Genomic DNA, 12,570 nt, shown 5'->3' on the forward strand with positions numbered 1-12,570 from the left:
TGTGTTCGATTGATTGGCATTCCGCGTCGCGCCGGCCGCATCTGAGCCGTCGCGACGAATTCCTCATTTCTTCTTGCCCGGGAAGCCGCCGAGGCCCGGCAGCATCGGCTTGCCGGAAAGCCCGGTCAGGCCCGGCACGTTCGGCAGGCCGCCGCGGAGCCCTGCGGGCAAATCCTTCGGCAGGTTCGGCAGGCCACCGGCGCCGCCCTGCATCTTCTCGGCGAGCGCCTTCATCTCTTCGGCCGAGGGCGGCTTCATGCCGCCGCCAAAGCCCATCGCCTGCGCGATGCCGGCGAGTGGGCCGCGCTTGCCGCTTCCCATGGCCTTCATCATGTCGGCCATGTTCCGGTGCATCTTCAGCAGCTTGTTGACCTGCTCGACGCTCTGGCCGGCGCCCGCCGCGATGCGCTTCTTGCGGCTCGCCTTCAGGATGTCCGGATTTTTGCGCTCGGCCCGCGTCATCGAATCGATCACCGCGACCTGGCGCTTGATGATCTTGTCGTCGATCCCCGCTGCCGCGATCTGGTTCTTCATCTTGGAGATGCCGGGCATCATGCCCATCAGGCCGCCGATGCCGCCCATATTGGCCATCTGCTGCAGCTGCTCGCGCATGTCGTTGAGATCGAACTGACCCTTGCGCATGCGCTCGGCGGTGCGCGCGGCCTTCTCGGCGTCGATGTTGGCGGCGGCCTTCTCGACCAGCGAGACCACGTCGCCCATGCCGAGGATGCGGCCGGCGATCCGGTTCGGATGGAAATCTTCCAGCGCGTCGGTTTTTTCGCCGGTGCCGAGCAGCTTGATCGGCTTGCCGGTGACCGCACGCATCGACAGCGCGGCGCCACCACGGCCATCGCCGTCGACGCGCGTCAGCACGATGCCGGTGAGGCCGACGCGCTCGTCGAACGAGCGCGCGAGGTTGACCGCGTCCTGGCCGGTGAGGCTGTCCGCGACCAGCAGCACTTCATGCGGGTTGGCGGCGGCTTTGATCTCGGCCGCCTCCTTCATCATGTCTTCGTCAAGCGTGGTGCGGCCGGCGGTGTCGAGGAGCACGACGTCGTAGCCGCCGAGCTTGCCGGCCTCGAGCGCGCGCCGCGCGATCTGCGGCGGCATCTGGCCGGCGACGATCGGCAGCGTCGGAATGTCGAGGTCACGGCCGAGCACCGCGAGCTGCTCCATCGCCGCCGGGCGGTAGACGTCGAGCGAGGCCATCAGCACCTTGCGCTTGTCGCGCTGGACCATGCGGCGCGCGAGCTTGGCGGTGGTGGTGGTCTTACCGGAGCCTTGCAGACCGACCATCATGATCGGCACCGGCGGCACGGAATTGATGTCGATGGTCTGGCCGTCGGAGCCGAGCGTGGCGACCAGCTCGTCATGGACGATCTTCACCACCATCTGGCCGGGGGTCACCGACTTGACGACGGTGGCGCCGATCGCCTGCTCGCGGACCCGGTCGATGAAGCTGCGGACCACTTCGAGCGCGACGTCGGCCTCGAGCAGCGCGCGGCGCACCTCGCGCATCGCGGCATCGACGTCCTTTTCGGTCAGCGCACCGCGCCCCGTCAGACGATCGAGAATGCCACCAAGCCGTTCCGACAGATTGTCGAACAATGCCGTTGTCCTTCGTTGCGCCCGTGAGCGCGCGTCACTCGTTTCTGGTCATGACCCGCTTACGCGGGTGATGACCACATAATCCGCCTTGGCATCGGGCCAAGACGATGGTCCAAACACTTTCGCGCCCGAGGGCGCATCGCGCTGTCGGGCGTTGGCCTCTGGCCTCCAGGACCAGTGGGCGGGTCGAAAAGACGAAGCTTTCCGAGAAAGTCGCGGCGTTAAACGCTGCCGGGGCGGCAAAGTCAAGGAAAGTTTCGCCGCCGGCCGCCTGGTCCAATTACTAAGATATTGAAATTACGTCGATTTGCCGCGCTGGTTCCGAATTCGCCGCGGTCACCCATATAACCGGAGCCTGCCTCCTGTTTGGGAACCCGCTTGCCCATCACCCGCCGCCGCGTTCTTGCAACCCTGACCGGAGCCGCCGCGGCGCTCGGGGTGCCCTCGATCTGGATGACTTACATGAAAACTTACGACGGCCCCGTCTCCGATCATTTCGACGGCCTGCACTTCTTCGATCCGGACGGATCGCCGCCGAAATCGCTCGGCGAGGTGCTGCGCTGGCAGTTCGGTGGTGGCCGCAAGCGTGCCGAGTGGCCGGAATGGGCGCCGAGCCCCTATGCCGATACGCCGCCGCCTCGGGTCGATGGCGACAAGGTCCGGTTCTGTTTCGTCGGTCATGCCAGCTGGCTGATCCAGACCGCAGGCCTCAACATCTTGTTCGATCCGGTGTGGTCGCTGCGCGCCTCGCCGTTCAGCTTCGCAGGTCCGAAGCGGCACAATGATCCCGGCATCGCATTCGACAAGCTGCCGAAGATTGACGTCGTGCTGGTGTCGCACGGCCATTACGATCATCTCGACGTCGCGACGCTGTCAAAGCTCACCGCGACGTTTGCGCCGCGCGTGATCACGCCGCTCGGCAACGACGTCACGATGCGCGCGGCCGATACCGCGATCAAAGCCGAGGCGTTCGACTGGCATCAGCGCGTCGAGCTCGGAGGCGGTCTTGCGGTGACGCTGGTGCCGACGCGGCACTGGTCTGCGCGCGGCCTGTTCGATCGCAACAAGGCGCTGTGGGCGAGTTTCGTGTTGGAGACGCCGGCCGGCAAGCTCTACATCGTCGGCGATTCCGGCTATGGCGACGGGGGGCATTTCCGCCGGGTAGCCGAGGCGCACGGCCCGTTGCGGCTCGCGATCCTGCCGATCGGCGCCTATGAGCCGCGCTGGTTCATGCGCGACCAGCACATGAACCCGGAGGACGCGGTGAAGGCGCTGGCCGATTGCGGCGCCGCGCAAGCGCTGGCGCATCACCACGGCACGTTCCAACTAACCGACGAGGCGATCGACGCCCCCGCGATCGCGCTCGGCGAGGCGCTCGACGCGGCAAAAGTGCCGCGCGAGAAGTTCGTGGCGTTGAAGCCGGGACAGGTCTTCGAGATTTAGCAGGTGTCGTCCCGGCGAAGGCCGGGACCCATAACCACAGGATTGCGTTGCGAAGACTCGCTGTGGCTCCATCTCCTCAAGGCAACTGATTTCGGTGGTAATGGGTCCCGGCCTTCGCCGGGACGACGTTACGAAATCTAAAAGCTGTCGTCCCGGGCAAGCGAAGCGCGACCCGGGACCCATAACCACCGTCATCGTTTGTCTTGATCAGCCGTAGCCACAGCGAGTCCGAATTACGGAATCCTGTGGTTATGGGTCCCTGCTTTCGCAGGGACGACGGAGATTACTTCTCCTTGATTGCCCAGGAGACGCTGACATTGACCGTCAGCGTTTCCTCGCCCTGCGCAACTGGCGTCGGCGCAGCGAAGCCTGCGGTGGCCATCTTGGCGCGGAACACCGGCACCGGCGCTGAGCCGACTTCCGCGATGTTCAAGGGCGCGCCGAGCGTGACACCGGCGGCCTTGGCGTAGATCTCGGCCTTGCGGCGGGCGTCGGCGACAGCCTTTTCGCGGGCGTCGTCGAGCAGCTTCGAGGCTTGCGTCACCGAGAAATTGATCCCGCCGATGTCGTTGGCGCCCGCCCCGACCAGCACGTCGATCACGCTGGCGACCTTGCTGACATCGTTCAGCCGGATCGTGACGCGATTGCTGGCGTGATAGCCGACGATGCTGGGCGGGGCATTCGGCGACGACGGCGTGCGGTTGGCGAACTGCGGCGAAAGCGACAGCCGCGATGTCTGATAATCCTTCTCCGCGATGCCGGCGCCCTTCAGCGCCGCCAGCACCTTGCCCATCGTCACATTGTTGGCTTCGGCGGCTTCGCGCGCCGTCTTGGCGTCGGTGGTGACGCCCGCGTCGAGCTGTGCCTGGTCGGGCGCCGCCGACACGGTCGCCTCACCGGTGACCGAAATCGCCGGCGGAAAGTCGTTGTCGGCGAACGCGGGCGCAGCCAGCAGCGTGGTTGCGATCAGGGTGGCAGCGAAAGGAAAGCCGAGGGGAAGGCGATAGGTCATTTGGGTCACTTCAGGGGTACGTAGACGTTGATCACAAGCTTGTCTTCGGCGGTCTTCAAGGGATCGGTGATGTATTCCTCGATGAAGGTGTCCTTGGCTTCGAGCTTCTTGTCGTCGAGGTGATTGGTGATCGCCTCATAGGTGTTGTCCATGTTGTCGTAGGACCCGCGATGGACGAACTTCAGCGCCTTGCCGTCCGGCGAGTTGCCCATGCTCATGTTCTTGCCGAGATTCTTCAGGTCCTGGTCGACCGGGACTTCAGCGATGAAGGTGAAGCCGGTGTCGTCGGTCGAAGTGTAGACGATCATCGGATTGCCTGACGCCTTGACGCCGTCCTTGTCGAGCAGCGCGGTGAGCTGCTTGAACGCTTCGATCAGCGCGTCGAAGGCCGAATCCCAGTTCGCGGTGCCCTTCAGCATCACGACCTTCTTCGGCTCGAGGGTGAACGGCTCGCCGAAGGGGTCGGCGGTCTGCACCGGGGCGGCCGGCGGCGGCGTTGGGGACTGCGACGCGGCCGGGCTGTCGGCCGGCGACTTGGTCTCGGCCGGCGGGGGCACCGGCGTCGCCGATGGCGCAGGGGTGGGCGTTGGGCTCGGGCTTGCCGCCGGAGCGGGCGAAGCGGATGGCGACTGGGCCGGTGCCGGGCTAGCCAGTGCGATCGCGGCCAAAGGGAGCAGCGCGACCAGGGCGGCGCGAAGCGTGTTGATGCGGTTCATTCGGTATTCTCCATCCCCTTCCCCAGACGGCCGCTCGATCTGTCCCGGCGCGCGGTCCGCGAGGTGCGATAGTCCTAACACGCGAGTTCTGCATTCGTCCCATGACAGATGTGTCATAGGGCCATACAGACTGGCCAACGGGCCTTCACTCGCCATATAACCGGGCAGAATTTGGGAAAATCGATGAGCGCGCTCGCCAATCACGCATTCGCCAAGATGAACGGCATCGGCAACGAGATCGTCGTCGTCGACCTGCGCGATTCAGAGGCACAAGGTCGGGCACAGGTGTCGGCCGAGGAGGCGCGCGCGGTGGCGTCGCCGGCCGGAGCGCCCTATGACCAGCTGATGGTGCTGCAGCCGCCGCGGCTCGACGGCACCGAAGCGTATATCACGATCTACAACAATGACGGCTCGGAGGCCGGGGCCTGCGGCAACGGCATGCGCTGCGTGGTGCGGCGGATCTTCGAGAAGACCGGCCAGACCACGGCGACGTTCCAGACCCGCGCCGGCCTGCTCAATTGCTGGCAGGGGCCGGCGCCCGATCTTTACACCGTCGACATGGGCGCGCCGAAGTTCGGCTGGCAGGACATTCCGCTGGCTGAGGAATTTCGCGACACCCGCTACATCGAGCTGCAGGTCGGGCCGATCGACAATCCGGTGCTGCATTCGCCCTCGGTGGTCTCGATGGGCAATCCGCATGCGGTGTTCTGGGTTGATGACGTCAATGCCTACGACCTCGAACGTTTCGGGCCATTGCTGGAAAACCATCCGATCTTCCCGGAACGCGCCAATATCACGCTTGCCCATATCGTCGATCGCGACCACATCACGATCCGCACCTGGGAGCGCGGCGCCGGCCTCACCAGGGCGTGCGGCTCGGCGGCCTGCGCGACGGCGGTTGCGGCGGCGCGGCTGAAGCGCGCCAACCGCATCGTCGAGATCACGCTACCCGGCGGCAAGCTCGGCATCGAGTGGCGCGAGCGCGACGATCACGTGCTGATGACCGGCACCGCCGATTTCGAATATGAGGGCCGCTTCGATCCGGCGCTGTTCGCCAGCGTCGCCTGATCGGGCGTGAGATCGGTATGGGCGTCGACGTCGTCACCTTTGGCTGCCGCCTCAACGCATTCGAATCCGAGGTGATCCGCCGCGAGGCGGAACAGGCGGGACTTTCCGATACCATCGTCATCAACAGCTGCGCCGTCACCAACGAGGCGGTGGCGCAGGCCCGGCAGTCGATCCGCAAGCTGAAGCGCGAACGCCCTGAGGCGCGCATCGTCGTCACCGGGTGCGCGGCGCAGACGCAAAGCCAGGTGTTCGCCGACATGGCCGAGGTCGATCGCGTCGTCGGCAATGACGAGAAGATGCGCGGTGACGCCTGGCGTGCGACGCGTGCGGCATTCGCGGCGCCGTTTGGCGTCGACGCGAGCGAGAAGGTCGCGGTCGCCGACATCATGGCAGTGACGGAGATGGCGCCGCATCTGCTCGACGGCTACGCGCGCGGCCTGCCGCGGGTGTTCGTGCAGGTACAGAACGGCTGCGATCATCGCTGCACCTTCTGCATCATCCCCTATGGCCGCGGCAATTCGCGCTCGGTGCCGATGGGCGCGGTGGTCGATCAGGTCCGCGCGCTGGTCGAGCGCGGCCACGCCGAGATCGTGCTGACCGGCGTCGACCTGACGAGCTATGGCGCCGATCTGCCCGGCGCGCCCAAGCTCGGTCAATTGACCCGGCAGATCCTGCGTCACGTGCCCGAGCTGAAGCGGCTGCGCATCTCCTCGATCGATTCGATCGAGGCCGATCGTGATCTGCTCGATGTCATCGCCGACGACGCACGGCTGATGCCGCATCTGCATCTGTCGTTGCAATCAGGCGACGACATGATCCTGAAGCGGATGAAGCGCCGGCACTCGCGGCAGGATGCGATCGATTTCTGCGCGCAGGTCCGCCGGCTGCGACCGGACATCGCGCTCGGCGCCGACATCATCGCGGGCTTCCCGACCGAGACCGAGGAGATGTTTGCGCGCTCGCTCGATCTGGTCGACGAATGCGATCTGACCTTCCTGCATGTGTTCCCCTATTCGCCTCGTCCGGGCACACCCGCTGCACGGATGCCGCAGGTCGCAGGCGGCGCGATCCGGGAGCGTGCCAAGCGGCTGCGCGCGGCCGGCGAAGCCGCACTGACGCGGCGGCTTACTGCGGAGATCGGCGCAACGCGCGAGGTGCTGATCGAAAGCGACAGGCAGGGCCGCACCGAACATTTCCTGCCGGTCGCGATCGATGGTGATGTACCGGGCACGGTGCGGCGGCTCGCCGTGATGAGCCATGACGGTGCGCGCCTCGCTGGGGTGCGCGTCAACGCTGACTAGAACTGCTTTTGTAAAATCACCAGGTTTGCCTTGCCGTCGAAAGGACGTGGGGCCGACGTCAACGCATGTCGGCTTTGAACCATCAGCCGGGCCATGAGAACTCCGGCGCCAGGGCCCTTACTCAGCCTTGATGTTCGCTGCCCGGACGACCTTGGCCCATTTTTCAAGTTCGATTGCGACTTGCTTGCTGAACTCTGCCGGCGTGCTCCCGATCGGCTCGAAACCAAGCGTCAGCAAGTGCGCCTTCACGTCCGGATATGACATGCTTTGGACGATCTCGCGGTTGAGGAGCGCGATGATATCCTGATGCGTGCCGGCCGGGACAAAGACACCGAACCAATTATCAAACTCGATGTCCGGATAGCCTGCTTCTGCCGTCGTCGGCACCTCGGCGAGGGCCTGCAACCGTCTCCTGTACGCCACCGCCAGCGCGCGCAGCTTGCCGTCCTCGAGCTGCGGCACAATTGGCGCCGGCGCGGCAAGGCACATCGTCGTATGGCCCGCAACCGTCGAGCCGATTGCCAAAGCAGCGCTGTTGTAAGGAATATGCACAAGGTCGACGCCAAGCGACTGGCGCAGCATCTCGCCGACGATATGTCCAGGCGATCCGACCCCGGCTGTTGCGTAGTTGAATTTGCCGGGATTGCTTTTGATGAGGGCAGTCAGCTCCGTGAGCGTCCGCGCCGGCACAGAGGGATTGACCGCGAGCACGACACTCGTGCTGACCGCGAGCGTTACCGCATCAAAGGACGTGCGGGCATCATAGGGGACCTTGTCGTGCAATGCGGGATTGATCGTGAAGCTGGGTGGCGTGACAAGAACGGTATATCCGTCGGGCGCCGCCATGGCCGCTCGGCCAACACCAATGTTGCCGCCGGCGCCGTTCACGTTCTCGACGTAGAACTGCTCCCCGAGCTGCTCCGATAATTTTTGGGCGATGATGCGGCCGAATACATCGGCATTTCCGCCTGGCCCGAACGGAACGATCATGCGCACCGGTCGTGCCGGATAAGCCTGCGCCCACGCGATGCCCGGTGTGGCCAGCAGCGCGACTGAGTTTGCGATGAAGGTCCGTCGCTTCATGCGAATACGCTGCCCGATCATCCGCCGCAGCTTCATTTAACCACAGTGCGGCTGCCCCAGCCAGCAACAACGAATCACAGGTCTGGCCTGGATCGAGAGCTTTCGATGACAGCACAGTCCGGACGCGCTGTTTGGGAGGCCGAATCTCTACCAGTCGCGCATCGCTCACGACGCGCTCAGTGCGCGCGTCCGCCGGGCTTGGGAGGGTGTGCGCCGCGAACCTGCCAGAACCGCAGCAGGCGATCGGCGTTTTCGCGGGTCAGTTTCATGAACTGGCTCTTCGCTTGAGCGAGCTCGACCGGTCCCATGGAGCCGGTCGTGTAGCGGCATTCCATCACCGCGGCGGTGGTCTCCCAACTCAGGCCTGCGGCGCGGCACGGCACCAGCAGGCCTTCACTGCGCAGGCTCTGCATCAGGGAGCGGATCACCTCGATGCTCGATGGCGCAAGCTCCGCCAGCGCAACGATGGTCTCTTCGTACTTCCGCTGCCTGGCGAAGCCGAGCAGGGCGGCCTCGTTGAGATCGCCGCTATCCCTGAGCTTTGCAACGAGGCGCCTCGCCGTTGTGAAATCGCGGACATGAGACATGTCGCGCTCGACACCGGCGGCGACCGCGGCGATCGCGCTCCTGATCTCCTCGAACAGATAGGGCGGGGCGCGTTCCAGCAAACGGCCGCGAACCTCTTCGGTTGCATCGCGCAGCAGCTGAAGACGGAGCTCGGAGGGCAGGTCGGCACGAATGCCGGTCTGCACCGCGAGCACCGGGTCGTGCTCGGCCTGCGCGAGAATGACGGCAAATCCGCCCGGCGACAGCTTGGCGCCGGGATTGCTGACCAGCCGGTGACTGACGCTGGCGAAACGACGGGCCAGCAGCGCGTCGGTGACGACTTCCTTCAGCCACCAGCGGCCGGCGACGGCAAGCAGGTGCTGCTCGCTCCTGGTTTGCGCGATCTCGACGAGATCGTCGGCGCTGAGCCGCGACGATTCCTGCAGGATCGGCCGCGCGATCCTGATCTCGTCATTGCTGGCAAGACGGCGAATGATCGCGGGCGGTGCCTGGGCGACCGGTGCGAGCTGCTCGCTGATGTCGCTGAGCGCCATCCGGGCGCTGATGTCGGCCAACGCGCGCAACTCGATGGTCTTCACCAGGCGCTCGAGCACGTTGTCGAACAGCTCGACCTGCTCGCTATTGAAGCTGCCGGCGGATGCGAGGAAAAGGCTGGTGACGCGCTTTGCCGTGGTGATGCATTTCTCGGCGGAGCCGGCGCGTATCGCAGCCTCGACCTCGTCGACAATTGCTAGCCCATCATTCAGCATTGCTCGTCCTGAGCCCGTCGCGGCGCGCTTTTTCTAAGCCGCCTGCAGGACTACCGGATCGGGCTGAATGTTCCGTAAAGGATAATGGTCCGTAAAATCACGGAGGTTCACTCACCATTCCAGCCGCAGGCCTTGAGCCGCGCCTGCATATGCTCGGGCGCCGGCGCGATGACATGCACCGGGTCCTTGTTGCGGGAAATCGGGATGCCGATCTCGCGGGAATGCAGATGCAGGGTCGGCTCGCCGAAGCGCGGACCGTTGCCATAGATATTGTCGCCGACGATCGGCCAGCCCATCGCCGAGGAATGCACCCGCAGCTGATGGGTGCGGCCGGTGACCGGCTCCATCGCGAGCCAGGCGAGGCCATCGCCGCGGCCCAGCACTTTCCAGTTGGTGATCGCCTTCTGGCCATCCGGGTCGGGCTTCTGCCACCAGCCGCGTTCGGCGTTGAGCCGGCCGAGCGCCATGTCGATGGTGCCTTCGTCCTCGGTGGGGCCGCCCTCGACCACGGTCCAGTAGGTCTTTGCAATCTTGCTGTGCTTGAACAACAGCCCGAGCGAGGCGGTCGCCTTGCGGTGGCGTCCCAGGACGAGGCAGCCGGAAGTGTCCTTGTCCAGCCGATGCGCCAGCACCGGCGGCCGCGGCAGGCCGAACCGCAGCGCGTCGAACGAGGCCTCCAGATTGGGGCCGCCCTTGGGGCCGCGATGCACCGGCAGGCCGGCCGGCTTGTCGATCACCAGCATCAGCCCGTCGCGATGGAGCACCCGCGCAAGGATTTCTTCCGCGGTCAATTGGTGAACATCGATCAATTCGCCGAGACTTTCGTTTGTGAGCCGAAACGGCTAACACACCCGCGCCATGAACGATACCACTGCGGGAACTCCCAAACAGAGCTGGTGGCAGCGGCTGAAAGGCGGCCTGAAGCGGACCTCGAGTTCGATCGGGACCGCGGTCGCCGACCTCGTCACCAAGCGCAAGCTCGATTCGGCCATGCTCGATGACATCGAGGATGTGCTGCTGCGCGCCGACCTCGGCACCGATGTCGCGGTCCGCATCGCGGAGGCGGTCGGCAAGGGCCGCTACGACAAGGCGATCTCGGCCGACGAGGTCAAGGACGTGGTCGCGACCGAGGTCGAGAAGGTGCTGGCGCCGGTGGCGAAGCCGCTCGAGATCGATGGTTCGAAGCAGCCGTTCGTCGTCCTGGTCGTCGGCGTCAACGGCTCCGGCAAGACCACGACGATCGGCAAGCTCTCGGCGAAATTCGCCGCCGAGGGCCGCAAGGTCATGCTGGCCGCCGGCGACACCTTCCGCGCCGCGGCGATCGAGCAGCTCAAGGTCTGGGGCGAGCGCACCAAGTCGCCGGTCATCGCAGGTGCCCAGGGCTCGGATTCAGCGAGCCTCGCCTTCAGCGCGCTGACCGCGGCCAAGGAGCAGCAGCGCGACGTGCTGCTGATCGACACCGCCGGCCGGCTGCAGAACAAGTCCGAGCTGATGAACGAGCTCGAGAAGGTCGTGCGCGTCATCAAGAAGGTCGATGCGACGGCGCCGCACGCCGTGCTGCTCGTGCTCGATGCCACGGTGGGACAAAATGCGTTGTCGCAGGTCGAGGCGTTTCATCGTACCGCTGGAGTCACCGGCCTCGTGATGACCAAGCTTGACGGCACGGCGCGCGGCGGCATCCTCGTTGCGCTGTCGGAGAAGCACAAGCTGCCGGTGCATTTCATCGGCGTCGGCGAAGGCGTCGAGGACCTCGCGCCGTTCACGGCGAAGGATTTTGCCAAGGCGATTGCCGGGATCGAGAACTAGATTGATGGACAAGACCCAGCCGCATCCACTGTTCAAGCTTGCGACTGAACTCGGGCCGTTGCTCGTGTTCTTCGTGGCGAATGCAAAATACCATCTGTTCGTCGCAACCGGCGCGTTCATGGTGGCAATCGTCGCGGCGATGATCGCGTCCTATGTGGTGACGAAGCACGTGCCGATCATGGCGATTGTGACCGGTGCGATCGTGCTGGTGTTCGGCACCCTGACGCTGGTGCTGCACGACGAGACCTTCATCAAGGTCAAGCCGACCATCATCTACGGCCTGTTCGCGGCCGTGCTCGGCGGCGGGCTGCTGTTCGGCCGCTCCTTCATCGCCGTGATGTTCGACCAGATGTTCAATCTGACGCCACAGGGCTGGCGCATCCTCACCATGCGCTGGGCGCTGTTCTTCGCCGGCATGGCGGTGCTCAACGAGATCGTCTGGCGGACCCAGACCACCGACTTCTGGGTGAATTTCAAGGTGTTCGGCGTGACGCCGCTGACCATGATCTTCGCCATCGCGCAGATGCCGCTGACCAAGCGCTATCACCTCGATCCGGTCTCACTGGAAGCCAGCGAAGCTGACGCCGGCGACCTGCGGAAGTAGATCGAACGCAGCGCGGGCGATTGCGCCGCGCTGCGTTCGAGGCTCTGCTTGTTGTTTTGACGCGTTTTCTTCACGCGAACCGGTGGCCACTTCGCTCGAAAACGCTCTCGTGTTCAGCTTTTCTGCTTGGCGATGATCTTGTCCTTGATCTTGTCGTAGGTCGCCTGCGGCAGGATGTTCTTCTGCACCAGCTCATCCTTACCCTTGTAGGGGCGGCCCTTGATGATCGCGGCCGAATACGCCTTGCCGACGCCGGGCAGCGCGTCGAGCTGGTCGGCGGTGGCGCTGTTGACGTCGAGCAGGTCGTCCTTTGCCATCCCGGTCGTCTTCGCGTCGGGCGTCACAGCCTTCGGCGCGGGAGCCATCTTGTTGACTTCCGATTTGGTGGCGGGCGCGGCCGGCTGAACGCTCTGGGCTATCGACGGCGTGGCCGTCAGCATGCCGAGCGTGAGCGTGGTGGCGAGAAGTGAAGCGAGCGTGGTCTTGCGCATATGTCCCCTCCAGAGGAACGTTGATGTCAACGCTGCTGAGTTGGGGTTGCGTTCGTGGCGTTGCCGTGGCCGCGAAATGAACCGCGGATAAATGCGACGAAGTATTTTGCCGCAGGCATCTT

The 12,570-nt window shown here is 64.9% G+C and carries 12 protein-coding genes; 5 read left to right on the forward strand and 7 right to left on the reverse strand.

Annotated elements, in window-relative coordinates:
* Window positions 1-63 precede the first annotated feature (63 nt).
* Window positions 64-1,608 (reverse strand): signal recognition particle protein, encoded by a 1,545-nt coding sequence (ffh, locus tag JQ616_RS27550; protein WP_212019985.1) that lies wholly within the window; start codon window positions 1,606-1,608, stop codon window positions 64-66.
* 378 nt (window positions 1,609-1,986) lie between these two features.
* Here ffh and JQ616_RS27555 point away from each other — a divergent pair, with 378 nt between their 5' ends.
* Window positions 1,987-3,051, forward strand: coding sequence for an MBL fold metallo-hydrolase (locus JQ616_RS27555; protein ID WP_212019987.1), 1,065 nt, complete (start codon window positions 1,987-1,989; stop codon window positions 3,049-3,051).
* Window positions 3,052-3,334: 283 nt separating this feature from the next.
* On the opposite strand, the gene JQ616_RS27560 is transcribed toward JQ616_RS27555, so the two are convergent.
* Together JQ616_RS27560 and JQ616_RS27565 are read right to left on the reverse strand one after the other, a co-directional pair.
* Window positions 3,335-4,063: an SIMPL domain-containing protein gene (locus tag JQ616_RS27560; RefSeq protein ID WP_212019989.1), complete on the reverse strand. Its 729-nt coding sequence runs from the start codon at window positions 4,061-4,063 to the stop codon at window positions 3,335-3,337.
* Window positions 4,064-4,068: 5 nt separating this feature from the next.
* Window positions 4,069-4,779 (reverse strand): GyrI-like domain-containing protein, encoded by a 711-nt coding sequence (locus JQ616_RS27565; RefSeq protein ID WP_212019991.1) that lies wholly within the window; start codon window positions 4,777-4,779, stop codon window positions 4,069-4,071.
* Window positions 4,780-4,962: 183 nt separating this feature from the next.
* Here JQ616_RS27565 and dapF point away from each other — a divergent pair, with 183 nt between their 5' ends.
* Window positions 4,963-5,847, forward strand: a complete 885-nt coding sequence (gene dapF, locus JQ616_RS27570; protein ID WP_212019993.1) for a diaminopimelate epimerase — start codon at window positions 4,963-4,965, stop codon at window positions 5,845-5,847.
* 17 nt (window positions 5,848-5,864) lie between these two features.
* Window positions 5,865-7,148 carry a tRNA (N(6)-L-threonylcarbamoyladenosine(37)-C(2))-methylthiotransferase MtaB gene (gene mtaB / locus JQ616_RS27575; RefSeq protein ID WP_212019995.1) on the forward strand — a complete coding sequence of 428 codons (1,284 nt, stop codon included), beginning with the start codon at window positions 5,865-5,867 and terminating at the stop codon, window positions 7,146-7,148.
* A gap of 117 nt (window positions 7,149-7,265) precedes the next feature.
* Here the strand turns inward: mtaB and JQ616_RS27580 are convergent, their stop codons facing one another.
* The 3 genes from JQ616_RS27580 to JQ616_RS27590 all read right to left on the reverse strand — a co-directional run bounded on the left by JQ616_RS27580 (window position 7,266) and on the right by JQ616_RS27590 (window position 10,356).
* Window positions 7,266-8,267, reverse strand: a complete 1,002-nt coding sequence (locus JQ616_RS27580) for a Bug family tripartite tricarboxylate transporter substrate binding protein (RefSeq protein WP_212019998.1) — start codon at window positions 8,265-8,267, stop codon at window positions 7,266-7,268.
* 140 nt (window positions 8,268-8,407) lie between these two features.
* Window positions 8,408-9,547, reverse strand: a complete 1,140-nt coding sequence (locus JQ616_RS27585; protein ID WP_212020000.1) for a DUF2336 domain-containing protein — start codon at window positions 9,545-9,547, stop codon at window positions 8,408-8,410.
* 107 nt (window positions 9,548-9,654) lie between these two features.
* Window positions 9,655-10,356: an RluA family pseudouridine synthase gene (locus JQ616_RS27590; protein WP_212020001.1), complete on the reverse strand. Its 702-nt coding sequence runs from the start codon at window positions 10,354-10,356 to the stop codon at window positions 9,655-9,657.
* 49 nt (window positions 10,357-10,405) lie between these two features.
* On the opposite strand from JQ616_RS27590, the gene ftsY reads away from it, so the two are divergent.
* Window positions 10,406-11,353, forward strand: a complete 948-nt coding sequence (ftsY, locus tag JQ616_RS27595) for a signal recognition particle-docking protein FtsY (protein ID WP_212020002.1) — start codon at window positions 10,406-10,408, stop codon at window positions 11,351-11,353.
* Window positions 11,354-11,357: 4 nt separating this feature from the next.
* A complete protein-coding gene (locus JQ616_RS27600; RefSeq protein WP_212020003.1) occupies window positions 11,358-11,957 on the forward strand; it encodes a septation protein A in 600 nt (199 codons plus the stop codon).
* A 113-nt stretch (window positions 11,958-12,070) separates the two neighbouring features.
* Here the strand turns inward: JQ616_RS27600 and JQ616_RS27605 are convergent, their stop codons facing one another.
* Window positions 12,071-12,448: a ComEA family DNA-binding protein gene (locus tag JQ616_RS27605; RefSeq protein ID WP_212020004.1), complete on the reverse strand. Its 378-nt coding sequence runs from the start codon at window positions 12,446-12,448 to the stop codon at window positions 12,071-12,073.
* Window positions 12,449-12,570: the final 122 nt, after the last annotated feature.

The sequence above is a fragment of the Bradyrhizobium tropiciagri genome (assembly GCF_018130545.1).
Classification (GTDB): Bacteria; Pseudomonadota; Alphaproteobacteria; order Rhizobiales; family Xanthobacteraceae; genus Bradyrhizobium; species Bradyrhizobium tropiciagri_A.